Raw genomic sequence first — 26,300 nt, 5'->3', positions numbered from 1 at the left:
GAACTATAAAAATAAAGGTCAACTAATTATAGTTGACCCTTATTTTTTTAAAGATAAGCTTCAATCGGCTCACATGTACAAATGAGATTTCGATCTCCTTGTGTATTATTAATTCTACCGACGGTAGGCCAAAATTTATTTTCTGCAACAAATTCTAATGGATATGCCGCTGCCGTTCTACTATAAGTATGATCCCAATGATCGGCTGTGATTACGAATTGCGTATGCGGAGCATTTTTCAAAACATTATCGGTTTTGTCAAATGATCCATTTTCTACAGATTCGATTTCTTTGAAAATAGAAATCATCGCATCACAGAAACGATCCAACTCTGCTTTGTCTTCGCTTTCAGTTGGTTCGATCATTAATGCATCCACTACAGGGAAACTCACTGTTGGCGCATGAAAACCAAAGTCCATCAATCTTTTCGCAACATCTTCTGCGGAGATACCACAAGAAGCTTTGATTGGACGAATATCTACCATGAATTCATGTGCACATGTATTGTTTTTACCTGTAAACAAAACATGATAATATTTTTCCAATCTTGATTTCATGTAATTCGCATTCAAAATGGCATATTTTGTTGAAAGTGTCAAACCTTCTAAACCTAGCATTTTGATATAGGCATAACTGATCAACAAGATATTTGCAGAGCCAAACGGAGCCGCACTTACTGCATGAGAAGTTCCCAATGCAACGTGACCTGGTAAATAAGGTGCCAAATGTGCTTTACAACAGATCGGACCTACACCTGGACCTCCACCACCATGAGGAATGGCAAATGTTTTGTGTAAATTCAAATGGCATACATCCGCTCCGATAAAGCCAGGAGAGGAATGTCCAACTTGCGCATTCATATTCGCCCCATCCATATATACTTGTCCACCATTTGCATGAATGATTTCGCATATTTCACGGATACCTTCTTCGTAGATTCCGTATGTAGAAGGATAAGTAACCATCAAAGCACCTAAATTTTCCTTATTAGCTTCCGCTTTTTCACGTAAATCTTCGATATCAATTTGTCCTTTGTCATCGCTTTTTACAACGACAACTTTCATTCCTGCCATCACGCCAGATGCGGGATTTGTACCATGTGCAGAAAGTGGAATTAAAACGACATTTCTATTTTCTTGACCATTTGCAATATGAAATTGCATGATCGTATTCAAACCAGAAAATTCACCTTGCGCACCACTATTTGGTTGTAAACTACAAGCATCAAAACCTGTGATTACAGATAAATAATGGCTTATTTCATCAATGACTTGTTTGTAACCTTCGGTTTGATTTGCTGGCGCAAATGGGTGAATAGCTGCAAATTCAGGCCAACTTGTAGGAATCATTTCAGTGGCTGCATTTAATTTCATGGTACAGCTACCCAAACTAATCATACTGGTATTTAAAGCAATATCCTTTTTTTCCAAATTTTTAATGTAACGCATCATTTGCGTTTCACTGTGTACATGATTGAACACTTCTTGAGATAAAATTGGATGTTGTCTTTCGAAAGTAGTTGGAATTCCTTTCAAATAAATTTCTTCGGAATCAAATTCAATTTCAGCTTCATCTTTACCTAATGCATTTGCAAATACGTAAACGATATCCAATGTATCTTTTTGAGATGTAGTTTCATCTAAAGAGAGGATAATTTCGTTTGCATTTTTATAAAAGAAATTCATCTCATTGGCTTCTGCAATAGGACGGATTTTAGCTTCTTCAGCAATGATATGAATTGTATCGAAATAGGTTTCATTTTTAACTTCATATCCCAATTCACGCAAACCTTCAGCTACTGTTTGAGTAAGAATAGCAACACGTTGCGCAATTTCTTTCAAACCTTTTGGTCCGTGATAAACAGCGTACATCGCTGCAATATTGGCCAATAAAGCTTGTGCAGTACAGATATTGGAAGTTGCTTTATCTCTTTTAATATGTTGTTCTCTCGTTTGCAAAGCCAATCTTAAAGCTCTATTACCAGCAGAATCAATACTTACACCGATAATTCTACCTGGAATAGCACGTTTGAATTCATCTTTTGTTGCGAAAAAACCAGCATGCGGACCACCAAATCCCATTGGTACACCGAAACGTTGAGAATTTCCCACCGCTACATCTGCGCCTAAAGCTCCAGGAGATTTCAATAATGTCAAAGCCAACAAATCTGTTGCCATCACTACATAACCGCCTACTCCGTGTACTTTTTCGATGAAATTGCTATAATCTTCGATGGATCCGTTGCTATTTGGGTACTGAACGATCGCACCGAAATATTGATCATCAATTGTAGCTGTTTTATAATCGCCTTCTACCAATTCAATATGGATTGGGAATGCTCTTGTTTTTAATACATCTTTTGTTTGAGCAAAAATAGCTTCATCTACGAAAAATTTAGGTTTCGTAATTTTTCCATTTTTATTGACATGATGGAAAAGCATACTCATACCTTCTGCAGCAGACGTTGCTTCGTCCAATAATGAGGCGTTACTAATTTCCAATCCTGTCAAATCAGCAACAACCGTTTGGTAGTTTAACAAGCTTTCCAAACGACCTTGTGATATTTCGGCTTGATAGGGAGTGTAAGAAGTATACCAAGCTGGATTTTCATAAACATTTCGAAGTATGACACTTGGCGTAATTGTATTGTAATAACCTTGACCGATATAACTTCTAAATACTTTGTTTTTAGAAGCAATAGCTTTGATTTCCTGCAAATATTCAAATTCGCTCATGGAAGATGGTAAATCCAACTTTTCCTGAAGACGAATGCTTTCAGGTATCGTCTTGTCTATCAATTCTTTAATAGACGAAATACCAATTGTTGCAAGCATATCTTTGGTCTCTTCTTGATTAGGACCTATATGTCTTCTTTGAAATTCTGTGGATTCTTCTAAGAATAAATTCATTGTAAAATGTATATAAGTGCCGCAAATTTAACGTAAAACAAAGAATAATAAATTGTTAAGCGTAAACAATATGCACATATATCTATGTATAATGTTGAAAATTCTTTCTTCCATTTATTATTATGATATTACAATTGTGTTAAAATGCCGTTCTTTTGGTTATTCTATTCAGTTTGACGTATTTTCGCCAGCATTAAAATATATGTAGATCATGCGTCCAATACAGATGGTTGACTTGAAAAGTCAATACCACGCTCTAAAATCAGAAATAGATACAGCAGTTATCAATGTTTTAGAAAGTTCAGCATTTATTAATGGAAAACCGGTTCAAGATTTTTCAAATAATTTAGCAAATTATTTAGGCGTTAAACATGTACTTCCTTGTGCTAATGGTACAGATGCGTTGCAAATTGCTTTAATGGCATTGGGTTTACAACCTGGAGATGAAGTAATTACTCCCTCTTTTACCTTTATTGCTACTGCAGAGGTGATTGCATTATTGCATTTCAAACCGGTATTTGTTGATGTAGATAAAAAGACATTTTGTATGGATCCCGAATCTGTAAAAAATGCTATCACGCCAAAAACAAAAGCTATTGTCCCTGTCCATTTATATGGTCAAGTGGCGAATATGGAAGAAATTATGGCTATCGCGGATGCACATGATATTCCTGTGGTTGAAGATTGTGCGCAAGCTATTGGGGCTGATTATACGTATAAAAACGGAACGACTAAAAAAGCTGGTACGATTGGTAAATTTGGGGCAACGTCTTTTTTCCCATCTAAAAATTTGGGTGGATATGGTGACGGTGGTGCCATTTTTACAGATGATGATCAATTAGCTGCAAAGGTTAAAATGATCTCTGCACATGGAGCGAATAAACGTTATTATCATGAGGTTGTTGGTGTAAATTCTCGTTTGGATACGATTCAAGCGGCAATTTTGGATATCAAGTTAGGACATTTAGATACGTATATTGCAAATAGAAGACGTGCGGCAGATTATTATGATCAAGCATTTGCCTCTTGTGAAAAAATTACTACACCTTTCCGTGCTGCGGACAATTTGCATGTATTTCACCAATATACCATTCAATTGGAAAATGTAGATCGTGATGCATTAATAGCTCATTTGCAAGGCAAAGGAATTCCTGCTATGATTTATTATCCAGTACCTGCGCACAAGCAACAAATGTTTAAAGATTTTGGTGGAATGCAATTTGAATTACCAAATACAGATTGGTTGTCCACAAGAGTTGTCTCTTTACCAATGCATACAGAATTGGATAATGAACAATTGGAATATATTACTTCATCTATATTAGAATTTGTAAACAAATAATCAATGGCTTTACCAACCGTCGTAGTTACTGGTGCAAATGGGCAATTGGGTAGTGAATTAAAAGAACTGCATTCCCAATATCCTCAATTCAATTGGATTTTTACAACAAGAGAAGAATTGGACTTAACTGATGAAAAATCAATTAATGCAATTTTTGAAAAATATAAACCCGATTGGTTTATCAATTGTGCAGCTTATACAGCTGTAGATAAAGCTGAATCTGAAAAAGATTTAAGTTTTGCCATCAACGAAACTGCGCCAAAAATCATTTCGAAATTGTGTGCAGAAACTGGAGCCAAATTGATTCATGTTTCTACAGATTATGTTTTTCATGGCGATGGAAAATCGCCTTACAAACCTGAGGATCACACCAACCCTGTGAATTTTTATGGTTTGACCAAATTAAAAGGAGAACAGGCTGTTGTAGCTAATTTGGAAGAAGCGATCATCATTCGTACTGCTTGGGTGTATAGTACTTACGGAAAAAATTTCGTAAAAACGATGCGTTTTTTGATGCAGAATAAAACAGATCTAAATGTTGTTGCTGATCAAATGGGAACACCGACTTATGCAAAAGATCTTGCAGAAGCGATTGTTTCTATTATAAAAACAGAAAATCCGACTTGGGGAACTTATCATTTCAGTAATGAAGGCGAGATCTCATGGTTTGATTTTGCAACAGCAATTAATCAAATGTCAGGATTTGCATGTAATGTGCATCCTATTCCAACAACAGATTTTCCAACACCCGCGAAAAGACCTTCATATTCAGTCTTGGATAAAGAAAAAATTAAAACAAATTTCCATATTCCCATACGTTATTGGGTGGAGAGTTTGCGTGAATGCATTGATAAATTAGAAAAATTAGAAGTAAAATAATGGAGCGAATTATTTTAGATATGGATAATGTGATGGCTGCGGTCAATCCACAATATGTCAAATTTTACAAAAAAATCTACAATAAGGATTTGAATTTGAAAGAATTGGAAACGCATCAGATTAACAAAACTTATCCCGATTATAAAGAATTACATTATTTGCTTGAGCAGCCTGGTTTTTTTCGTACAATGGAGCCAATGGTAGACTCTCCAGAAGTAGTAAATGCAATTAATGAAAAATATGAATTGTTTATCGTTAGTGCTGCTATGACATATCCATTGTCTTTGAATGAAAAATTAGATTGGTTAAAAGAATATTTCCCATTTATTACTCCCAAACAAATTGCGTTTGTAGGAAGCAAAGTTTTCACCTTCGGAGATTATATGATCGATGATAAAGTGAGTAATTTGGATCATTTCAATGGAAAAAAAATCTTGTATAGTCACCCTAATAATATAAATATAGAAAACCCGAATTATATAAGAGTGCATAATTGGAAAGAAATCGCCAATATTTTATTGTAAATTAAACGATTATTCGTTTCGTAGGTCTAATATTTAAATGAAAATAGAGCCTTCACAAGCTAATGAGATATATTAAGAGAATAAAACATATTACATTTAAGCTTTTGGTTCTTTTCCTCGCATTGCAGATTTTGAATATGAGCGTACATGGGGGAGAGCGTGGTCGAGGTATTCCCAAAAGAAATTTGCAAAGCATAGGATCTTTTAATCAGATAGATTCTTTTTGGGAATTTGTTTATGAGAATGTTCACCATTCTGATTCCTATAATGACGCTAATGATGAGGGTTTGCATAATCATGCGAAATCACATCATTCCCTTTCTCCTAAATTTGTAGAGTATACTCTACCAGAGCTTAAAATTCAGGGCTTAAAACCTATTGTCTTTTTATATAAGAACACTCAATATACTATTTGGAAAAATGGATACAATTATTTGTATATACAAAATATTGTGCCGCCGCCGCCTCAAAAAATAACTTTCGTTTAAGAGATATTTTTTCGAAAATTTCGAATAATTTTAAATATAAATTATAATTTAAATATGCATAAAATCTTTTTGATTTCATGCTGTACTTTTTTTGTGTTTGCTTTTAACCTATTTGGAAAGATTGATGCACAAAGTATAAGTACAGATACTGTTTCCTTAAATATTGATTCTTTGGAATCTAGATTTGTGAGAAATAACTTAGACTTATTAGCTAGTCGATACAATGTTGATATTCAAAAAGCCCAGATTATTCAGGCAAAATTGTTTCCCAATCCTAACGTATCCTTACAACAAGTTGCGTACAACCAATACAGTAAATCTGTATTACCATTTTCAAAAAATGGTGAATTTGTCGGACAAGTATCACAATTGATCCAATTAGCAGGGAAAAGAAATAAATCTGTAAAGCTAGCCGCGGCAAATGCTAATTTGTCAGAAATTCAATTTCAGGATTTATTAAGGACGTTAAAATATACGTTACAATCAGACTTTTACAATTTGTATTATTTGCAGCAATCGTCCAAAGCATATAATACAGAAATTACTTCTTTACAGAATTTAGTAAAAGCGTTTGATACCCAAAAGGGTAATGGATATATATCGGAAAAAGAAATCGTACGTGTAAGAGCGCAATTGTATAGTATCTTAAGTGAATATAACGACTTGCTCAACAATATGAATGATTTGCAAAGCGAAATGCGCGTAATCATAGCACAACCTAGAATCAATTTAGTTCCTGTAGTTTCAGATGAGATAATTGGTCGTTATAGTCCTACGACATATTCACTACAAGCATTTATGGATTCTGCTATGAATAATCGTACGGATTTAAAAATAGCAAAAGCCAATACGAATATCAATAATTTAAATTTAAATTACCAAAAAGCATTGGCAGTTCCAGATTTGACTGCATTGTTCAATTATGACCAACAGGGTGGTTATTTAATTCATCAGTATCAGGTGGGTGTATCTATGGATTTGCCTTTTTTTAGTAGAAATCAGGGAAACATAAAAGCTGCACATCGAAGTATTGACATGTCTAAGGTTACAGAAAGTAGTACTACATTAAATATACAAGAAACGGTGTACCGAGCGCTTCAAAAATCTTTGGATGTTGATAAAATGTACCAAAAAGTGGATACAAGTTTCGAAGGTGATTTTAAGAGATTACAGAACCAAGTATTAATCAATTATCAAAAGCGTAATCTTGGGCTATTAGACTTTTTGGATTTTTATGAATCTTATAAAGAAAATATCTTAAATATGAATCAATTAAGATATGAAAGAATTCAATCATTTGTTGATTTAAATTACTATACCGCCACCAACTTTTTCCAATAATAATATATTGATAAAATGCTTTATAACTTTTTAAAAAATACAGTTCTTATCAGTGCGACAGTGTTCTCCTTATTTTCTTGTAAATCCAAACCTAAGGATAAGACTGCTGATGCACCATATACAATACCTGATTCTTTATTGAAAACAATTGATTTCGATACTGCAAAAATGATTCAAAGGATGGATGCCGTCACTTTGACAGGTATGGTAGATTATAATCAAGATAATGTAGTGCGTATTTATCCTCAAGTGAGTGGTAATATATCCAATATGCGTGTGATGTTAGGTGACTATGTAAAAGCAGGACAAGTGTTAGGAACCATTCGGAGCTCTGATGTGGCAGATTTGAATTCAAGTTTGATCAATGCGCAAGCTAATTTATCTCTAGCAAAAAAGTCGTTGGATGCAGCAAAATCCTTATTCAAAAGTGGATTAAGTTCCCAGACCGATTTAGCAACTGCCGAAAATAATTATCAACAAGCACAATCTGAATTAAACAGAGTAGAGCAGGTTTTAAAAATCAATGCAGTAGGAGGTAAGACTGGAGATGTGTCTATAATAAAAGCTCCTATCAGTGGATTTGTTGTTGAGAAATTTGTTTCTAATAATACTTTTATTCGTTCGGACAACAGTAATCCATTATTTACCATTTCTGATTTGAAAAATGTATGGGTAATGGCAAATGTATATGAATCAAGTATACAAGATGTGCGTAAAGGAGATAAGGCTGAGGTAACTACACTTGCTTATCCAGATAGAGTATTTAATGGTACGATCAGTGAGGTAATGAATGTTTTGGATCCAAATAGTAAAGTGTTAAAGATTAAAATAGTATTACCTAATACCGACTATAAATTAAAACCACAAATGTTTACAACAGTAAGTGTGATTCAAAATGAGGGTGGTGAAGCATTAGCAATACCTTCCAAATCTTTGGTATTTGATAATAGCCAATATTATGTTTTGATTTATAAAGGGAAAAATGACATTAAAATAACACCCGTATCCGTGGGTACAACTGTAGGAGGTTATACTTATATCAAATCTGGAGTGCAACCAGGAGATGTAGTTATTGCGACACAAGCATTACTCTTATATCAGGAATTGAATGGATAAGCAAATCAATCTTTTAATCTTATGTAGTAAAATGTTAAGTTTTACTTCCAAATAATTACATAAATGAATAAATTAATTAGAGCGATTATAGGCTTTTCCTTAAAGAACAAATATTTCATTTTGTTTGCAACGGTAACTATGTTAGTCGCAGGTGTTATCACATTTAAAAATATGCCCATTGAGGCATTTCCAGATGTAACGAATACGGAGATTACTGTCATTACTCAATGGCCAGGAAGAAGTGCCGAAGAGGTGGAGAAATACGTTACTATACCTATTGAAATCGCATTAAATCCTGTACAAAAAAAGACAAGTCTTCGTTCTTCAACTATTTTTGGATTGTCTTTTGTAAAGCTCATTTTTGATGATGGTGTACAAGATCAAGAAGCTCGTATTCAGGTAAATAGTTTATTACCTAATGCTGATCTGCCAGATAATGTATCTCCTTCTGTACAGCCGCCAACTGGTCCAACAGGGGAAATTTTTAGATATACATTAAAAAGTTCCTTTCGTGATGTACGTGAACTAAAAACGATTCAAGATTGGGTAGTAGATCGTCAATTAAAGGAGGTTCCGGGTGTTGCTGATGTTACAGCTTTCGGTGGTGAGGTAAAGACATTTGAAGTAAGAGTTGATCCTGGTAAATTGTCTAGTTTGGACATCTCTGCATTAGACGTTTACAATGCTATTCAAAAAAGTAATATTAATATAGGTGGGGATGTTATCAACAAAAATAATCAGGCATACGTAGTAAGAGGTATTGGATTACTGGACAACATAAATGAAATAAAAAATATCATTATTTCTAATAATAATGGTGTGCCATTGTTGGTAAAAGATGTTGCAGAAATTGTTATTTCCAATCAGCCAAGATTAGGACATGTTAGTCGTGCAGACGCTGTAATAAAAAATGGAAAACGTACGATCGTTGATCAAGATGACGTTGTTGAAGCGATTATTGTAATGCGTAAGGGTGAAAATCCAACTAAAGTTGTACAAGCAATTAAAGAAAAAATAGATTATTTGAATTCAATGGTATTACCAAAAGATACCAAAATAATTCCTTTCTATGATCGTGAAGATCTGATTGATTTTGCAACACATACGGTATTGCATAATTTGTGTGAAGGCTTGATATTAGTAACGCTTTTGGTTTCCTTATTCATGTTTAACTGGCGCACCACAGTTATAGTTGCGACTATTATACCTTTAGCATTGTTATTCGCGTTTATATGTCTGAGTTTAAAAGGTATGTCAGCTAATTTACTATCCTTAGGTGCAGTTGACTTTGGGATTATTATTGATGGTGCGGTGGTCATGGTGGAAGGTATGTTTGTCGTATTGAGTACAGAAGCAGAGCATCGAGGGATGGATCGTTTTAATAAAATGACTAAGCTCGGTATGATCAAAAAGAATGGAGGTAATCTTGGTACTGCGATTTTTTATTCCAAATTAATCATCATTACAGGTCTTTTGCCAATATTCTCTTTCCAAAAAGTTGAAGGTAAAATGTTTTCGCCATTAGCGTGGACATTGGGATTTGCATTGTTGGGAGCATTGATTTTTACTTTGACACTTGTTCCTGTTTTGATCAGCATTTTATTGAGAAAAAATGTACGTGAAAAACATAATCCAATTGTCCATTTCTTGACAGGGATTATGCTAAAAGGATTCCGATATACATACAAAAGAAAAAAGGTCGTCATCCCAATTGCATTAGTAGTTATGGTGGTTGGTCTGTATGCCTTTAGATCTTTAGGGTCGGAATTTTTACCAGAAATGGACGAAGGCTCTATTTACATAAGAGCGCAATTACCTTATAGTGTTTCTTTGGAGAAATCAACTAAAGTGGCGGAAATTTTACGCGATAAATTAATGGCGTTTCCTCAAGTTACCAAAGTCGTGGCACAAACTGGACGCCCAGATGATGGTACAGACGTTGCTGGTTTTTACAACAATGAATTCAATGTAATGTTGCAACCGGAGGAAGACTGGAGCCCTAAAATTACTAAGGATGAATTGATACAAGAAATGAATAAATCTTTATCTACGATTCCTGGAGTTGATCTCAACTTCTCACAACCAATTTCGGATAATGTGGAGGAGGCAGTATCTGGAGTTAAAGGTGCTATCTGTATGAAAATTTATGGAGATTCATTGGACTATATGGAAAGTCAAGTAAAGAAAGTCTATAAAATTTTGCGTACTGTAGATGGTATTGCCGATCTAGGAGTTATCCAAAATATCGGACAACCTGAATTGGATATCAACTTGGATCAAAATAAAATGGCGCTCTATGGCGTAGAAACGGCAGATGCAAATGCGGTTGTAGAAACAGCAATTGGTGGTAAAGCTGCGTCTACTTTGTATGAGGGTATCAAAAAATTTGATATTCGTTTGAGATTTCCAGAACAATATCGTAGTTCTATTGAAGATATTGGTAATATCATGGTGCCAACTAATACTGGCTTAAAAGTGCCGATAAAAGAAATAGCGACAATTACAGAAAAAACGGGGGCTTGTTTAATCTTTAGAGACAACAACGAAAGGTATGCAGCTTTGAAATTTTCTATTCGTGATCGTGATATGGGAAGCGCAATCGAAGAAGCTATGGCAAAAACCAATAAAGAAATCAAGTTGAAAAAGGGCTACACTATGGTTTGGCAAGGCGATTTTGAAAACCAAACACGTGCTACAAAAAGATTGGCACAAGTAGTTCCAGTGAGTTTGTTATTGATATTCTTATTATTGTATATGATGTTTGGAGATTTCAAGGATGCTGGTTTAGTATTTTTGAATGTTCCATTTGCCATTGTTGGAGGTATCATGGCTTTGCACATTACGGGAACCAATTTTAGTATTTCTGCAGGTATCGGATTTATCTGTTTGTTTGGAATTTGTATTCAAGATGGAGTGTTATTGATAGAAATATTTAAACACAACCTAGAACAAATAAAAGGGCAGAAAAACCCACTATATTCTGCGATTAGATTGGGTGTATTTTCCAGAATTAGACCCGTAATGATGACTGCATTAATGGCTGCAATCGGCTTATTGCCAGCGGCCTTATCACACGGAATTGGTTCTGAAAGTAGTCGACCATTGGCGAGGGTTATCATTGGTGGTATTCTTTGTGCAATGTTATTTTCTCTATTGGTATTCCCATTGATATTTGGATGGGCATATAGAAAAATAGATACCAAAAACAGTTAATTTTAATTATTTAAATAATACAGAAAAGCCTCAAACATTTGTTTGAGGCTTTTCTGTATGGTTCCAACTTTTAATTATTTATTTACTAGCTAAATCAATCATAGTTGATAATTCTTCAACGGCAGCTTCATTACTACCATCAAATCCTTTCAATTTGAATCTTATATTGCCTTTTGGATCTATTACAAACTTAGCAGGAATTCCATTGACTCCATAACTAGACACGACATCGTTTTTGCCTGTCTTTTTATCCTTTAAATCAAAAAGAATATGAAATGTATAATTTTTGTCTTTTAAAAAATTCTGCACATCTTCGATTGGATTTTTAGAAGATTCCCAAGTATGAATAAAAAGAAATTGGACATTAGGATTAGACTTATATTTTTCAATTGTCATTTGCATTGCAGGGAAGGATGCTTTACACGGACCACACCAAGTTGCCCAAAAATCTAAAACAACCGTTTTCCCTTTATAGTCACTCAAACTAACTTCTTTACCATCTAAATCTTTTATTGTAAAATTTGGAGCTTGTTCTGTAATAATATTTTTAGCAATACTATCTTTCAATACACTTGAAACATTCGCAAGATATTGGTTATAGTCACTTTCACTCCCTTTGTTTAATTTAAAATATAAGGATTTAAATGTATCCAAGTCATTTTTAGTTGCTTTACCTGATGGAATAATTTGGGCATATACATTATATGCATCCTCAGGTTTGTTTGCTTTTATATAGAGGTCTGCTTGGAGTCGCTTAAGTCCTGTAGATTGCTCTTTTACATAAGGTATTCCTTCTGCTAAGATTTTATTAGCCTGCTCGTATTTTCCATTTTCTGCTAAAATAGTACCCGCTAATGTTAAGGCAGAACTAAGTCCTGAAGCTGCAAATAAGGAGGCATTACTTTTGCCTCTTAATCCTTGTGCATAGACCAATGTTGAATCGACCATTTTAACTGCATACTTTTCGGCTAATGCGTTTTCTTTTTTGTTTTTGAATATCATAGTAAGTCCATAGTATGCATTTGCTTTCCAGAAACTTTCTTGTAATTCATTTATATATTTTTCCGCTATTATATTATCTCCGTTTTTTGCATGTTTTTCAGCAATATAATTACGTAAATAGTCATACGTAATATTATCGCCTTCTTCACCTGTTTGGAACTTTTTATAAGGGTATTCTTTTAAAAATATTTGAAATGCAGAATCTAGAGATTTGACATTATTCAGTTTATATATTTCTTGAGCACTATTGTCACGTGCAATAAAGCCTTTCGGAAATTTAGTTAACTCAGCTTTAAGTAAAGAGTCTCTTTTCTGATTCTCTCCTAAGAAATAATAATATTTAGTAACGGCTTTCCAATTAAGTTCATTTTTGTCCAAAGGAATAGAGGCAATTTTCTTCTTAATTAATAACGTATCAAATGGCTTCTGTATTTTAAAAGTTGAATCTAATTCTTTTATTAATTTAGAATTTGATTGAGCCATTAGACCATTGGAACATAGTCCAATGGCACTTATGAAAAGCATTTTTTTTATGAGCTTATCTTTTTTAATAACCGTCATTTTGTGTAAGATTTGAATTTAAAATAATTTGATTATAAGGAATTGGCATCCAAGCCGCTGTCGATTTCCAATTAGGATCTAGTGCTCCAATGACGGAATTTACTAAACCCCATCTTTTTAAATCGAACCACCTATTGCTAAACTCTCCAAATAGTTCTTTTTTTCTTTCAATAACTATTTCATTGAAAATGTCTGCAGCGTTGTTACTACTAAAATCGGACAAACCTGCACGATTTCTGATCATATTAATGTCAGCCAAAGCACCTGAAATATCATTACTAAATAATTTGGCTTCTGCTCTGATTAAATAAGTTTCGGCCAAACGCATAACTACGTTATATTCATTTCCTGCTGTTGCAGATTTGAGCTTGTATTTATAATTTCTATAATACTTTATGCCATTGTATTTTGTGAAATCAATCCAATTTTTATATCTTAAATCAGAGGTATCAAAACTTTTTACTAGAGACGAATCAACTACAAATGTTGGCGGTATAACTGTTGTGTCATTCGTTGCACTTCGATAGTTAGTTCCTATAGAAGAATAACCATATACGGTGGAAGATTGCCATATTGTTTCTTTACTTGTATTGATAAAAGCATTTTTTACATCTGAAAGACTATAAGTACCTGATTCTATCACCTTTGAAGCTTCTGTTATTGCAGAGGCGTAATCTTTTTGATATAAGTAAACTTTTGCTAATAGATTTGTTGCTGCCCATTTATTACCTCTAATCCTAAATGTGGATGTACCTGGATAGGTTGCATAAAGATTAGATTGAGCCTCTGTTAGATCGGATATGATTTGTTTATATACTGTAGCCGAATCTGAATTTCCAATTGAAGTGTTATTGAGTGCTTGGGAATTGAGAATAAGCGGAATTTTTCCAAAGTAGTTAACTAAGTTGAAATAGTACCATGCTCGTAAGAATTTACTTTCACCTAATAAGGAATTTTTTAATGAATCGGTAAGTGCTGTAGATGCATTTAAACCGTCTATTGCCTGGTTTATATATCCAACTACTTGATAAGGATACGTCCATAGATAACTTTCATTAGTACTATTGGTTGTGCTTACTGAATGTTGGACAAACTGCATTAAATCTGCTCCAGTACCAGTATAATCCATTTCATCACTACTAATTCCACCTAAAAAGGTGAAGTATTGTATGCTATAGGTAGATGGATAATAGGAATATAAACCCTCAATTGCACTATTCGCTGTGCCAGATTCCAAAAATACCTTGTCAGAGGAAACTAGATTGGCACTTAGATCTGTTTCCACATATTTTTTGCAACTAAATGTAATAATTGAAATAATACTTGTAATATATATAAATAATTTATTCTTCATTATTCTCGTCAATTTTAGAATGAACAATTAATACCAAATACGATGGCTCTCAATTGAGGCAAGGCGATATAGGTTCCAGTTCCAATACCAGATCCAGTTCCAGGAACTGTAGTTTCGGGATCATATACATATTTTTGTTTTGCCCATGTATATAGATTTTGACCTTGTATATAAACGGAAAGATTGCTAATGTTAGCCTTCTTAACCCATGATTTTGGTAAATTATAGGAGATATTTACATTTTTAAATTTAACAAATGAAGTATTTCCCCAGTTATAATCTGATGAACCTAAATAACTAAAAGCACTATTGTAAGAAGCACTCGCCATAGGATAATAAGCACTTGTATTATCTTGTGTCCAACGATTTAATTCTGCAGTTGATTGATTTGTCATACTATATCCAACTGGATTGTAATTGGTTACTAACGTAGGATTGGTATATCCATATCGATGTACAAATTGTATAGTAAAGTCTAATTCAAAATTGTCATACGTAAGTGTATTCGTAATTCCTCCAAAATATGGTTTTCCATATTTAGCAACATATCTATCATTCGCATAAGTTATTGAGCCATCCTTATTCAAATCTTCATAAGTTGGTAAACCTGTTTGGGAATTTACTCCTGTATAGTGATACAATTGTGTTGCGTTAACTGGTTGCCCGATTATATAGGCTGTTCTATTGAATAATTTATCATAATCTTTAAAATTTAGAAGTTTGTTATTCGTAGTCGTTAGGTTTATATTAGTTGACCAAGTAAATCTTCTACCAATAATATTTTTAGTATTTAATTCAAATTCGAAACCTTTATTTTGAACCAATGCATTCAGATTACCCATATAAGAGGTAGTCCCAATTTGAGATGGGATGCTTATATAAGTCAATATATTAGATTGGCGATTTCTGTAATAATCAGTTTTGAAACTAATTCTATCATGCAAAAATCCCAATTCAAGACCTACATCTAGTTTTTTCATGGTTTCCCATTTTAAATCTGGATTGGCAAAATTACTTGGGATTAATGTTGCATCTCCTCCATAGCTATAGCTTGATCCAGCGGATTGGTATTTTGCAGTGTACAAGAATTCGGGAATTTGATCATTGCCGGTTAGTCCGTAACTAGCTCTTAATTTCGCAAAACTCAACCAGGTAAGATTTTGCATAAATTTTTCTTGAGTAATAATCCATGCTGCTCCTAACGCTCCAAAGTTTCCAAATTTGTGGTTGCTACCAAATCTAGATGAGCCATCTCTTCGAAATGTAGCATTAACTAAATATTTACCTTCCCAATCATAGTTTAGTCTGCCAAAGAATGCATTATATTTATACACTGAGATATTGTTATAACTAGTCCTAACTGTTGACGCATTACCTATGATATTCATCATAGATTCAGATGCAAATCCTGTACCCACTAAAGAGATTCCGGTTGTATTATTTTTCTGAAATGTGGAACCAACAAGGGCTGATAAACGACCTTTTTTAATATGAGTAGTATACTCTACTTGTGGTTCTACAATGTAATTCTCATTAGAATTATCTGCATAATTTAAAGTACTTATTACAGACGAACTTTGCGGATTTTGAGAACTAGCTGGATTTAAGGATGTTTGTTTTAATTGCGTTTTCGTGTAACCCATATTTGCCTTTATCGTTAAATTAGATAGTAGCTTATACGAAAGATTAACATTTGTAATCAAATTATTAGATGAGTTTGATGTCGTTTTTTTGTAATAAGACAACGGATTTGTTGATGTCCAATTTAGTGTGCTATCTACATTATAGATAGGATAGTTAGGCGCCAAATTATAAATTGTACTTAGGTCGGTATTAGGCAAAAAAGTTTTCATATAAGTATAACTTACAGATGCATCAATACTAAATTTTCCATTAGCACTTTTATGTCCAGCATTTAATCTATTGGAAAAAGTTTTGGCATTGAAATCATTGCCATAAACTGTGCCTTGATCACGATAGTCTGTCGTAAATAAGAAAGTGTTTGTTGCATCACCACCAGAAACGGTAGCACTTACATTAGAATTTCTAGCAGTATGTCCTATAAAATATTTTTGCCAATCTGTGTCTTGAGTTTGACTCCAGACGGTAAGGTCTGGTGCGTTAGTCGCCGTTGGTGTGAGATTGGCATTAGTGTAGGCTTCTTTACGCATTGCAAGATATTCTTGCGTATTCATCATGGGAATATAATGTGCGACTTTACCGAAACCTGTGAAAGCATTTACGTTCACCGTTGTTCTGCCTACACTTCCTTTTTTAGTCGTAATTAAGATTACGCCATTGGCTCCTCTTGAGCCGTAGATTGCAGTTGCATCGGCATCTTTCAATACGTCTATGCGTAAAATGTCATCGGGAGAAATTAAACTAAATGGGCTTATATTTCCATTGGCGCCTGTTGATCCATAAGCATTCAAATTATCAGAGGCGGGTGTGCCTCCATTGAATAATGTGAATGGAACGCCGTCTATTACATACAATGGTAATGTTCCTCCTGAAGATAATGTGGTATTGGCACCTCTAATATTTATTCTTACTCCTGCACCAGGTAAACCATTATCTTGCGTTATTTGCACACCAGGTAATCTCCCTTGCATCGCAAGTAAAGGATTATCTACCGGTTGTTTTTCAATAATATCGGCAGTTATGGAAGAGACGGCTCCCGTATTTAAACGTTTGGTGGTTCTTCCATAACCAATTACAACTGCTTCATCTAATTGGCTATTGTTTTCTTGTAAGGTTAGATGAATATCTTCTGTTTTATTAACGACAATAGATTGTTCATTATAACCTAAATAGCTAACTATAACAGTAGCACCTTTGGGTACATTATTTAAAATAAAATGTCCAGAAGTATCTGTCATTGCACCATAGGGAGTTCCTGGGACGACTAGAGAGGTTGAACTTAATGGGCGGTTGTTTTTATCTGTAACAATACCGCTTAATACGAATCCTTGTTTTTGATTTAAATTGACTAGCGTTTTACTATTTCCCTCTGAAATCGGGGTGATGTATACAATCTTATTTTTAATTTTATATTCCAACCCCGAATTCTTCAATACTTCATTTAAAATCTCATTAAGAGTTGTATTTTTTTGAGGAATACGTATGGGCTTGTTTCCATTTAATAAAGTATTATCCCAAAGAAAGGAATACCCTGTTTGCTCCTTTAATTCCGTAAATAATTGATCAATTGTAGTCTGCTGTTGAGTTACTTTAACTTGTTGAGCGTGTAACTGATCAATGTAAAATAAACTGCTAGTACCGAATAAAGTGAATAGGCATACTTTTCTGAGACGCGTGCCTAACTTCGACTGAAAACGTCGATGGTCAATTTTTCTTTTTTTCAAAATGTAAAAATTAAAGTGTGAATTTTCCTGAGTAGGATTTTAGTTTGAATATTTATAACACGTAAAGACTATTGTTTTCAAGTTTACATTCCAATCCATAGTTCTTTAGAACTTGTAAAATGTCTTCTAGTGGAAGATTTTTGTCAAGTATGCCATTGAGATGTAAATCGATTTTATTGGTATTTTTATATATGATGGATACATTGTACCATCTGCTTATTTCATTCAATACACTATGAATATCTTCATTATTTAAAATGAATTGCCCATTTTTCCAAGCTATGGCAGATTGTGTGGTATCTGTCTTAGTTGTAATCTGTGTATTTTTAATTTCAATTTGCTGACCTGGTCTTAGATTGAGGATTTTTTGATTACTCACATATCTTATTTTTCCTTCAAATAAAGTACAAGTAATATTATTGTCTTCTTGATAATCTTTGATATTGAAATGCGTACCAAGCACTTCCACATTGCCTTCTACATGATTTCCTTTTAAAATATGTACCACAAATGGAATTCGATTTCCTTTTTTGTCGGTTAATTTTGCTACTTCGAAATAAGCTTCCCCTTTAATTGTTAAATCTCTAGAATTGGTATTGAAATGAGATGGGAATTCTAATTTACTATTAGCATTTAACCAAACTTTACTTCCATCTGGTAAAATGGTTTCCATATTTCTGGACTGCAACGTGGTAATTGTATAGTTGTTCGTTTTTTGTATAGAAGATTTAAAGTCTAGTAGAGACGTAATTTTATTGGTTTGAATGGCTTTTATAGGAAAAATAGCTTTTACATTTTTACCAAATAAGGAATCGATATTATATTGTTGACTTCCACTTATCTGAATCGTAGCTCCGCCTTTTCCTAATTGATTTACTGCGTAAAAATTATTTTCCGCTACATTATTTTTTCTAAATTGAAATATGAGGATGGATACTAACACCACGCAAGCACCTAAAATGGTATATGCTAAAGCATAAGATTTTTTCTGTTTGGGCTGTATAGAATTTGATTCTGATGCAAATATTTTAGCTAATATTTTTTCAGTGTCAATTGTGTTGAATAAAGCATATTTATCCAAACTTTCGGAATATTCTTGATAAACTTGTTTCCAGAATGGACTATTATCCTTTTGTGCACGCACTAAATTCCAAAATTCTTCCAATTCTTTCGTTGAAATCGTGCCGTCAATGTATTTCTTATATAAAACGTTAATTCTATCCATTTTTGACTGTTCTGCATATATTACGTCATGGATAGAATAACATAACTAGTCTATTTGAAAAAAAGTTAAAGATTTATAAAAATGACCGCCAATAGATTTAATGAGCCATTTTGGTATTTTGCTAAATATTTAGAAATATTTTTCAATGCAGCCACCAAATGATTATTGACTGTACTGCTGGAAAGATGTAATATTTCAGCAATTTTCTCATGTGTTAGTCCTTCTTCTCGGCTTAATAAATAGATTTCTTTTTGCCGTGCCGGTAATTGTAAAATAGCTTTTAATAATAAGGTTTTCTCTTCCTCTGCAATCATCCAATTTTCGGGATTTTTTACATTATTAGAAAGAAGAAAATAATCATTATATGCACTTTGTAATCTTTTATGTCTCGCTGTGGTTCGTAAGAAATCTATAGATCGATAATAAGCAACTTTATGCAAAAAAGCGGCAATGTTTGTAATCGTTGAAGTCAATTCTCTACCTTGCCAAAGTTTGAGAAATATATCCGAAAGAATTTCCTCTGCAATTTCAGGAGATTTGACATGCTTGAGTAAATAGTGAAATATTTGTTTCTGGTATTTTTCAAATAATGTGGAAAACGCTTCTTGCCCGACTACTGCGTCATTGAATAGTTGTAATAATTGCTCATCGCTATATGTTGAAAAATCTGCCAAAAAATGAAACGTTTAAATTCAAAATTAACTCTATTTGTTCATTTCGTTAAAATTGGATTTCTAGAAGTGGAAATTTGGAATGGTTTATTTTATATTTGAATCAAAATAATGAACTATGTCTTATTGTGATGTAATCGATCGAATGACACCTGAGGAACGCAAGATTTTGCATAAAAATTATCATGACAATCTATATGGTTTTCCGATACATGATGACGATGAGCTATTTGGACGATTGATTTTAGAAATCAATCAGGCAGGATTAAGTTGGGAAACAATTTTGAAAAAAGAGCCAGCTTTTAGAAAAGCTTATAGCAATTATAGTATCAAAAAAGTTGCTTCTTATACGGAAAAAGACAGAGAACGATTGCTCAATGACGCCGGGATTATTCGAAATAAATTGAAAGTAAATGCTGCAATTGAAAATGCGAAAACAATCCTACAATTACAAAAAGAATTCGGTTCGTTTGAAAAATGGTTGGAATCACATCATCCAAAAACAAAGGACGAATGGGTTAAGATTTTTAAAAAGCAATTCAAATTTACCGGTGGAGAGATTGTCAACGAATTTCTGATGAGCATTGGATTCTTGCCTGGTGCGCACGATGAAAAATGCATCATTTATAAGAAAATCTTAAAAACAAAACCCAAATGGGCGCAAAAATCCAAAGTTTAATCTAATACTTCTGTCAAATGCTCTTCTCTACGAAAAATAGCAGGAGAGTATTTACTTTTTTGCGTAAACATTCTATTGAAATAAGCCGGATCCTCATATCCCAATTCATACCCAATTTCTTTTACAGAAAGATTGGTGTATTTTAATAAACGCTTTGCTTCCAATACGATTCTATTTTTAATGAGTTCGTTTGGATTTTCTACATTTAACTTTTTTAGTTTCTGATTGAGGGATTTGGGCGCAAGATTTAATAGTTGCGCATAGTCAGCCACACTATGTTTTTCTTTATAGTGAATTTCCACTAAGCGACTAAATTCTCTGAAAAATTCTTGATCCAATTTATGCGAACTATTCAACGAATCACTTAAATGTTGTTTTTTCCAACTACGCGTTGCAAGGATGATCATTTGCTTTAAATAGGTTCTAATGAGCTCCTCACCAGTAGCTTCTGGATAAGTAATTTCTGATTTTATATTTTGAAATAGTTGAAAAAATAATTCCGCTTGACTGTCTTCTAGTTCGATCGTTGGAATATTAAATAGATTATTGAATAGTAGTCCGTCACATGCAACCTCCGCATCATGTATCTGTACACAATAAAAATCTCGATTGTAAAACAATGCAAATCCATCTTCTTTACTTAATTTCTCTAGTTGGACTGATTGATTTGCATTGATAAAAAATAAAGTAGGTCGTTTCGTTTCTACTTTATTGAAGTCGATCTCAATCGTATAGTTCTTAGGCAAAATCAATACTTTGATATAATTACTTACATCATCCAAATTCGGATTTTCTTTGTTAATAATTTTAAATCCGATTTTTTTATAGTTCAGTTCAAAGTATAAATTATTACTTGCCATAGCACAAAATTATAGTTCTTTTTCCATCCAAATCGTACATGCGTAATGACCAGAATTGCCAAGCGCGTGCGGTAAAGCTACAAATCCATTCTTCTCATACATGGAAACCGCTTTCGACAAATTAGGAAAACTTTCCAAATATAAATGTGTAAATCCTAATTCGCGTGCAGAATCAAAACATTTTTCCATCAAAGCTCTACCAATTCCTTTGCCTCGTGTTTCTTTGGTAAGATAAAATTTTACCAATTCTGCATAACCTCCAGGTAATTCGTCCGTCGGAAATACACCACACCCGCCCAATATTTTTCCATTTTCTTTGGCTACCCAATAGACGGATTTTGGATTTTTAAATACTTCGGATAAATGATCTGTCGTAGGATCAGTGTATACGGTTCCAGGTATATCAATCCCAAATTCTTCAAATATTCTTTTAATAACAAAGGAAAGTGTTGCGTCATCCTTGACGTCTATAAGACTATATTCTATCGTTGTTTCCATTATTTTTGATTATTAGATTGTTGATTTTTTAATTCCATAGCTTTTTGAAAAAAGGATTGTTGTAAAAGCCGTTCTTCCATTTCTTCGATTGCTAAGAGTAGATTATTTTGATTGTTGATTAAGTCATCAATGCTTTTTTGCATCGTATCCCAAACGGGTTCGATCTGACTAAGTAATTCCAATCCCGATTTAGATAAACTAATGACGCGTTTTCGTTCGTCTGTTTTATCTTTTTTAGAAACAATCAATTTGTTTTTTTCCAATTCCTTTAAAAGACTAATTGTAGATGGATGAGCGTAGCCAATCTGATCAGCTAATTCTGTCACAGTCAATGATTTAGCATCTTTCAACGTAATGAATACAGGAAACCATTTTGGTTGGAAATCGACACCATACAATCTGTAGATCAATTCTCCATCTTTTCGAATCGTGTCTGCCAATCTTTGCATCCTTGTTGATATAGCTAATGCACCAACTTGGTTGATTTTATTATCTTGAAATAGCATTTTCTAAATTTTTATGGAAAAAAACATCATCTACTTGCATCAATGGAAAATAGGAGGGGAGCTTCACTTTTTCTATTTGTATATAGTCATTTTTTTTATAAAATTTTTGAGCAGCTTCTAATACATGAAAAGTTCCCAAATACACATCTTGAATATTCTTTTCTTTACATATCATCTCAAATCTATCCAAAAGTTGTTGACCGATTTTCCATTCTTTGCCGCGATATTCTTTCGCTACAAACATTTTGCGCATTGCCGCAGCGTGATGTCCCATATTCAAATAGGCAATTGTTCCTACTAATTTATTTTCAACGAACGCACCCAAAAAGATACCGCCGTCATTTAAATAAAACTTTTCAATATCTAAAAGATCTGGCTGGTCGTCACGCGTAATTGGAACGCCAAATTCATTTTGCTGAATATTTAAAATGAGTTGAATACAAGCTTCAGTATACATGTTATTCAAGGGTTTTATTTCGATTTCTTTCATATATGTGCAAATATATGTAGTTAAATACATAAAATAATATGTAAAATTGTTTTTATAAATTTTCTGTGCAATTTTTTAATTGAAAAGAGTTTTTGAATATTTGTAAATAATCATTCGAATATGAATCTGAAATCAATTGGTATAGCTAGTCTGTTAATTGGAAATCTTTGTTTTGGTCAAAATAAATTGGATGTTCACTCTATTAAATTGCCGGCAAATGTTTCTTATTATGACAATCAATATTCGAGTTTGTATCTGTCAGATGGCGCTTTATTTCTCATGAGTGAGTCAAGATTGGAAGATAATCGTCCTGCATTTGTAGATAAAATTTCAACGAAAGAATTACAAAAATCTATTAAAGATTCTAGTTATACTCCTCAAAGTGCGAGATTGCCAATCATTGGCCTGTCTAATATCCGAATGCAAATAGATGCACGCAATCAAAAATATGAAGGATTAGAAGCTATGGCGATACATGGCAAGGAATTTTTTTTCAGTATTGAAACGGATACGCCCTCTGACTCATGTTATTTATTAAAAGGAAAATTAGAAAATCAATCGATTATTTTAGATTCTATTCATTTTCTTGGCCTACCCAAACCCAAAGATTCGAATGGTAAAAATGTCTATAACGCAGGTTATGAATCGCTCGAAGTAAAAGGAAATCAATTAATTGCGGTTTTCGAATATAATTATTTCGATAAAGAAAATAAATTGGTCGTTGTGAATAAAGATTTAAATCCTAAAACATTACAATACGAATCCATTGCGAAAATACCTTTTCGTATTACCGACATTTCGGACACGAAAGGTGGATTTTATGCTATTAATTATTTCTTTAACGGTGGCGGTGGAGATGCTGTTTATCGTATTGAAAATGATGCGAAAGATTACAATACCGTTTTTGTTGATGGAAAATGGAAAAGTTATGCGAGAATAGTGAAATTAATCAATGAAAATGACAGTTATTCTTATCAACCAATTATGGATTTACCAGAGAATTACTGGGCTTACAATTGGGAAGGTTTGGCTATGTATAAAAATGGTTTTTTCATTTTGAATGACAAATACACACCCAAACGTCCTTACTCTTCGACTTTATTATTTATGGACATAAAAAAAGCGAGATAAAATCTCGCTTTCTAAAGTTTTATGCAAACTTTTATTACAGCGCGTTATATGTAAATTTTTGTCCTCCAACTGACGCATCAGCCATCAAACCTGCTTTTGGTAAAGTGAACACGGCTACCCCATTTTTATATTCTGCATTTACAGAAACACCTGATTTTAAGGCTACTGCTGATGCATCTGCTGAAAATTCGTAATTGCTTTCTTGAAAATTTTTCAATTCCTTAGCTGTTTCGAAAAATATAACTTCAATAAAAGCCTGACCGCCAGCTTGTAATCCTATATTTATTTTTTTTAAGTCGGCCATTCCTACCAATTTCCCATGATCATAGACGGCCCCATTACCAGATGCACCACCTACAATTAAACCACCTTTTCCGACATTTGGGAAAATGACATAACCCGCAGCATTGTTGAAAAATTTCTTTAAACCATTATCTTTTTCAATTAAAGTCGTTTTGGCTATTTCAGCATCTTTAATGATCTTCTTTTGTTTTGACGTTTGGGCATTAATACCAACAGATATTAATAATACAAGACCTAACGTTAAGATTGTTTTTAAGCGTTTCATAATTATTATTTTAGCTATAAAAACCAATTTTTATGCCAATGCAAATTTCGAATTGTTATCTATTTGTAAAAAAAAATCTATAGTAAGTTTAAAATACTTTTTCAAAAAATCAATTCATTGTTTTGATAATCGGCATTATTGGATTAACATTAAGAAAATCAATTAGTGGAGTCTAAAGAAAGAATATGTGTCTGAGCGAAGCGACCACGAAGTAGCGCGAAGCAATTTATATTCTTTCCGACGAGACGATTGATTTTTAGTTAAGACAATACAGCCTTGATCTTTTGTTTCTTTTCTATCAAGAGAAAAGAAACAAAGGCTTATTATTAAGCTACTTATAAAAAATAATTATTGCTTTATAGTGTCTTTTTCTTTAAATAAGGCCAAGAATAAAACTAACACGCCCAATGCAATTCCGGTAGGGATGAGCCAAATATGGTTCCAATTATGCGTATTGTCCGCCAATGCGTAATGATCCACAACCCAGCCCGAAAGATAAGTTCCGATTAACATACCTACGCCATAAGTAGCAAGCGTAATGAAACCTTGCGCCGCACTTTGAAATTGGCTTCCTGCATGATTATCTGTATAAATTTGCCCTGTAACGAAAAAGAAATCATAACAAATACCATGTAATACGATACCTCCCAATAACATCCACAAACCACTTCCCGTATTTCCATAAGCGAAGAACCCGTATCGAATTACCCATGCCAACATAGCAAATGCCAACATCTTTTTTACCCCAAGTTTTTTGAAAAATAAAGGCATCAACAACATAAATAATACTTCAGATATTTGACCATAAGATTGTTTGCCCGCAGCACCCTCCATTCCAACTTCATTTAAAAACTGATTGGTGAAATTGTAGTAAAATGATAATGGAATACAAATAGCAATGGATGCAAGAAAAAATATCAAATAAGACCTGTTTTTCAATAAACCAATCGCATCCAAACCAAGCAAATCTCGAATACTGGAACTTTGTCCTTTTTTTAATGGAGGCGTAGATGGTAGCGAAAAACTATACAAACCAAGCAAAACAGAAGCTACAGCTGCCATTAAAAAAGTATTATTCAAATGAGTAAACTCTGTAACTGCATCTTTCTTTTCCCATGCAAGCCAACCAATAATTAATCCTGCAATGATCCATCCAATACTTCCCAATACGCGAATCGGAGGAAATTCTTTGTTGCTGTCTGTCATTTGCCTAAGACAAACAGTATTCACCAACGCAAGGGTCGGCATGAAAATAATCATGTAAATCATGATTAAGGGTAAGAAAGAACTATAATCTGTAACTGAAGAAATTTTCCATAAAATAATGCCACCAACAATATGTAAAAACCCCAAAATCTTCTGTGCGGAGAAATATTTATCGGCGATTAATCCCACTATAAATGGTGCAATAACCGCTCCAATAGATTGACTCAAATAAGCAGTAGCTATTTGATTGCCATTGGCTTGTATTAATTTGCTACCCAAAAAAGTTCCCATAGTGACAAACCAGCCACCCCAAATAAAAAACTCTAAGAACATCATAAGCGCTAAGCGAGCTTGAATCGTTTTTTTCATATA

The 26,300-nt window shown here is 33.4% G+C and carries 21 protein-coding genes; 9 read left to right on the top strand and 12 right to left on the bottom strand.

The annotated features are described in order from the left end of the window. Nucleotides 1-47: 47 nt before the first annotated feature. Nucleotides 48-2,909, bottom strand: coding sequence for an aminomethyl-transferring glycine dehydrogenase (gcvP, locus tag E0W69_RS10210; protein WP_131329959.1), 2,862 nt, complete (start codon nucleotides 2,907-2,909; stop codon nucleotides 48-50). Nucleotides 2,910-3,120: 211 nt separating this feature from the next. On the opposite strand from gcvP, the gene E0W69_RS10205 reads away from it, so the two are divergent. From E0W69_RS10205 to E0W69_RS10175, 7 genes are all read left to right on the top strand, one after another. Next, the gene (locus E0W69_RS10205) at nucleotides 3,121-4,251 is read left to right on the top strand and encodes a DegT/DnrJ/EryC1/StrS family aminotransferase (protein ID WP_131329958.1); all 1,131 of its coding nucleotides are present in this window, start codon (nucleotides 3,121-3,123) and stop codon (nucleotides 4,249-4,251) included. A 3-nt stretch (nucleotides 4,252-4,254) separates the two neighbouring features. After that, nucleotides 4,255-5,130, top strand: coding sequence for a dTDP-4-dehydrorhamnose reductase (rfbD, locus tag E0W69_RS10200; RefSeq protein WP_131329957.1), 876 nt, complete (start codon nucleotides 4,255-4,257; stop codon nucleotides 5,128-5,130). Next, nucleotides 5,130-5,654: a 5' nucleotidase, NT5C type gene (locus tag E0W69_RS10195; RefSeq protein WP_131329956.1), complete on the top strand. Its 525-nt coding sequence runs from the start codon at nucleotides 5,130-5,132 to the stop codon at nucleotides 5,652-5,654. The genes rfbD and E0W69_RS10195 overlap by 1 nt, the downstream gene beginning before the upstream one ends. Nucleotides 5,655-5,791: 137 nt before the next feature. Next, complete coding sequence (locus E0W69_RS10190) at nucleotides 5,792-6,142, top strand: hypothetical protein (protein ID WP_131329955.1); 351 nt, start codon at nucleotides 5,792-5,794, stop codon at nucleotides 6,140-6,142. Between the two features lie 54 nt (nucleotides 6,143-6,196). Next, complete coding sequence (locus E0W69_RS10185; protein WP_131329954.1) at nucleotides 6,197-7,483, top strand: TolC family protein; 1,287 nt, start codon at nucleotides 6,197-6,199, stop codon at nucleotides 7,481-7,483. A 15-nt stretch (nucleotides 7,484-7,498) separates the two neighbouring features. Continuing rightward, a complete protein-coding gene (locus E0W69_RS10180; protein ID WP_225321471.1) occupies nucleotides 7,499-8,599 on the top strand; it encodes an efflux RND transporter periplasmic adaptor subunit in 1,101 nt (366 codons plus the stop codon). A 63-nt stretch (nucleotides 8,600-8,662) separates the two neighbouring features. Beyond that, a complete protein-coding gene (locus tag E0W69_RS10175; protein WP_131329952.1) occupies nucleotides 8,663-11,812 on the top strand; it encodes an efflux RND transporter permease subunit in 3,150 nt (1,049 codons plus the stop codon). Between the two features lie 78 nt (nucleotides 11,813-11,890). Here the strand turns inward: E0W69_RS10175 and E0W69_RS10170 are convergent, their stop codons facing one another. From E0W69_RS10170 to E0W69_RS10150, 5 genes are all read right to left on the bottom strand, one after another. Next, nucleotides 11,891-13,375, bottom strand: coding sequence for a TlpA disulfide reductase family protein (locus E0W69_RS10170; protein WP_131329951.1), 1,485 nt, complete (start codon nucleotides 13,373-13,375; stop codon nucleotides 11,891-11,893). Beyond that, nucleotides 13,362-14,729 carry a RagB/SusD family nutrient uptake outer membrane protein gene (locus E0W69_RS10165; protein WP_131329950.1) on the bottom strand — a complete coding sequence of 456 codons (1,368 nt, stop codon included), beginning with the start codon at nucleotides 14,727-14,729 and terminating at the stop codon, nucleotides 13,362-13,364. The genes E0W69_RS10170 and E0W69_RS10165 overlap by 14 nt, the downstream gene beginning before the upstream one ends. A 14-nt stretch (nucleotides 14,730-14,743) precedes the next feature. Next, nucleotides 14,744-18,094, bottom strand: a complete 3,351-nt coding sequence (locus E0W69_RS10160; protein WP_191968027.1) for a SusC/RagA family TonB-linked outer membrane protein — start codon at nucleotides 18,092-18,094, stop codon at nucleotides 14,744-14,746. A gap of 52 nt (nucleotides 18,095-18,146) precedes the next feature. Continuing rightward, complete coding sequence (locus E0W69_RS10155; RefSeq protein ID WP_131329948.1) at nucleotides 18,147-19,319, bottom strand: FecR family protein; 1,173 nt, start codon at nucleotides 19,317-19,319, stop codon at nucleotides 18,147-18,149. A gap of 65 nt (nucleotides 19,320-19,384) precedes the next feature. After that, entirely contained in the window at nucleotides 19,385-19,993 is a 609-nt protein-coding gene (locus E0W69_RS10150) for an RNA polymerase sigma factor (RefSeq protein ID WP_131329947.1), read from the bottom strand. A 115-nt stretch (nucleotides 19,994-20,108) separates the two neighbouring features. Here E0W69_RS10150 and E0W69_RS10145 point away from each other — a divergent pair, with 115 nt between their 5' ends. Next, complete coding sequence (locus E0W69_RS10145) at nucleotides 20,109-20,669, top strand: DNA-3-methyladenine glycosylase I (protein WP_131329946.1); 561 nt, start codon at nucleotides 20,109-20,111, stop codon at nucleotides 20,667-20,669. On the opposite strand, the gene E0W69_RS10140 is transcribed toward E0W69_RS10145, so the two are convergent. Genes E0W69_RS10140 through E0W69_RS10125 form a run of 4 tightly spaced genes read right to left on the bottom strand, consistent with a single transcriptional unit; the run spans nucleotide 20,666 to nucleotide 23,023 of the window. After that, nucleotides 20,666-21,529: a helix-turn-helix domain-containing protein gene (locus E0W69_RS10140; protein ID WP_131329945.1), complete on the bottom strand. Its 864-nt coding sequence runs from the start codon at nucleotides 21,527-21,529 to the stop codon at nucleotides 20,666-20,668. The two genes, E0W69_RS10145 and E0W69_RS10140, sit on opposite strands and share 4 nt — an antisense overlap. A 9-nt stretch (nucleotides 21,530-21,538) precedes the next feature. Continuing rightward, nucleotides 21,539-22,027, bottom strand: coding sequence for a GNAT family N-acetyltransferase (locus E0W69_RS10135; protein ID WP_131329944.1), 489 nt, complete (start codon nucleotides 22,025-22,027; stop codon nucleotides 21,539-21,541). Next, complete coding sequence (locus tag E0W69_RS10130; protein ID WP_131329943.1) at nucleotides 22,027-22,533, bottom strand: MarR family winged helix-turn-helix transcriptional regulator; 507 nt, start codon at nucleotides 22,531-22,533, stop codon at nucleotides 22,027-22,029. Before E0W69_RS10130 ends, E0W69_RS10135 begins: the two co-directional genes overlap by 1 nt. Next, complete coding sequence (locus E0W69_RS10125; RefSeq protein ID WP_131329942.1) at nucleotides 22,517-23,023, bottom strand: GNAT family N-acetyltransferase; 507 nt, start codon at nucleotides 23,021-23,023, stop codon at nucleotides 22,517-22,519. Before E0W69_RS10125 ends, E0W69_RS10130 begins: the two co-directional genes overlap by 17 nt. A gap of 120 nt (nucleotides 23,024-23,143) precedes the next feature. Here E0W69_RS10125 and E0W69_RS10120 point away from each other — a divergent pair, with 120 nt between their 5' ends. Further along, entirely contained in the window at nucleotides 23,144-24,154 is a 1,011-nt protein-coding gene (locus E0W69_RS10120; protein ID WP_131329941.1) for a hypothetical protein, read from the top strand. Between the two features lie 34 nt (nucleotides 24,155-24,188). Here the strand turns inward: E0W69_RS10120 and E0W69_RS10115 are convergent, their stop codons facing one another. Together E0W69_RS10115 and E0W69_RS10110 are read right to left on the bottom strand one after the other, a co-directional pair. Further along, the gene (locus E0W69_RS10115; protein WP_131329940.1) at nucleotides 24,189-24,722 is read right to left on the bottom strand and encodes a lipid-binding SYLF domain-containing protein; all 534 of its coding nucleotides are present in this window, start codon (nucleotides 24,720-24,722) and stop codon (nucleotides 24,189-24,191) included. 348 nt (nucleotides 24,723-25,070) lie between these two features. Next, complete coding sequence (locus tag E0W69_RS10110; protein WP_131329939.1) at nucleotides 25,071-26,297, bottom strand: nucleoside permease; 1,227 nt, start codon at nucleotides 26,295-26,297, stop codon at nucleotides 25,071-25,073. Nucleotides 26,298-26,300 lie beyond the last annotated feature (3 nt).

It is taken from the genome of Rhizosphaericola mali (assembly GCF_004337365.2).
GTDB classification, from domain to species: Bacteria; Bacteroidota; Bacteroidia; order Chitinophagales; family Chitinophagaceae; genus Rhizosphaericola; species Rhizosphaericola mali.
The sequence above is the reverse complement of the archived record's forward strand: the minus strand, read 5'-3'. Positions and strand labels throughout refer to the sequence as shown.

Excerpts from the sequence above, each read along its gene's own strand:
- E0W69_RS10195 (WP_131329956.1), top strand. The coding sequence starts at position 5,130 with ATGGAGCGAATTATTTTAGATATGGATAATGTGATGGCTGCGGTCAAT.
- E0W69_RS10140 (WP_131329945.1), bottom strand. The coding sequence starts at position 21,529 with ATGGCAAGTAATAATTTATACTTTGAACTGAACTATAAAAAAATCGGA.
- E0W69_RS10190 (WP_131329955.1), top strand. The coding sequence starts at position 5,792 with ATGAGCGTACATGGGGGAGAGCGTGGTCGAGGTATTCCCAAAAGAAAT.
- E0W69_RS10165 (WP_131329950.1), bottom strand. The coding sequence starts at position 14,729 with ATGAAGAATAAATTATTTATATATATTACAAGTATTATTTCAATTATT.
- E0W69_RS10120 (WP_131329941.1), top strand. The coding sequence starts at position 23,144 with ATGAATCTGAAATCAATTGGTATAGCTAGTCTGTTAATTGGAAATCTT.
- E0W69_RS10115 (WP_131329940.1), bottom strand. The coding sequence starts at position 24,722 with ATGAAACGCTTAAAAACAATCTTAACGTTAGGTCTTGTATTATTAATA.
- E0W69_RS10170 (WP_131329951.1), bottom strand. The coding sequence starts at position 13,375 with ATGACGGTTATTAAAAAAGATAAGCTCATAAAAAAAATGCTTTTCATA.
- E0W69_RS10125 (WP_131329942.1), bottom strand. The coding sequence starts at position 23,023 with ATGAAAGAAATCGAAATAAAACCCTTGAATAACATGTATACTGAAGCT.
- E0W69_RS10185 (WP_131329954.1), top strand. The coding sequence starts at position 6,197 with ATGCATAAAATCTTTTTGATTTCATGCTGTACTTTTTTTGTGTTTGCT.
- E0W69_RS10155 (WP_131329948.1), bottom strand. The coding sequence starts at position 19,319 with ATGGATAGAATTAACGTTTTATATAAGAAATACATTGACGGCACGATT.
- E0W69_RS10145 (WP_131329946.1), top strand. The coding sequence starts at position 20,109 with ATGTCTTATTGTGATGTAATCGATCGAATGACACCTGAGGAACGCAAG.
- E0W69_RS10180 (WP_225321471.1), top strand. The coding sequence starts at position 7,499 with ATGCTTTATAACTTTTTAAAAAATACAGTTCTTATCAGTGCGACAGTG.
- E0W69_RS10130 (WP_131329943.1), bottom strand. The coding sequence starts at position 22,533 with ATGCTATTTCAAGATAATAAAATCAACCAAGTTGGTGCATTAGCTATA.
- E0W69_RS10205 (WP_131329958.1), top strand. The coding sequence starts at position 3,121 with ATGCGTCCAATACAGATGGTTGACTTGAAAAGTCAATACCACGCTCTA.
- rfbD (WP_131329957.1), top strand. The coding sequence starts at position 4,255 with ATGGCTTTACCAACCGTCGTAGTTACTGGTGCAAATGGGCAATTGGGT.
- E0W69_RS10175 (WP_131329952.1), top strand. The coding sequence starts at position 8,663 with ATGAATAAATTAATTAGAGCGATTATAGGCTTTTCCTTAAAGAACAAA.
- gcvP (WP_131329959.1), bottom strand. The coding sequence starts at position 2,909 with ATGAATTTATTCTTAGAAGAATCCACAGAATTTCAAAGAAGACATATA.
- E0W69_RS10110 (WP_131329939.1), bottom strand. The coding sequence starts at position 26,297 with ATGAAAAAAACGATTCAAGCTCGCTTAGCGCTTATGATGTTCTTAGAG.
- E0W69_RS10135 (WP_131329944.1), bottom strand. The coding sequence starts at position 22,027 with ATGGAAACAACGATAGAATATAGTCTTATAGACGTCAAGGATGACGCA.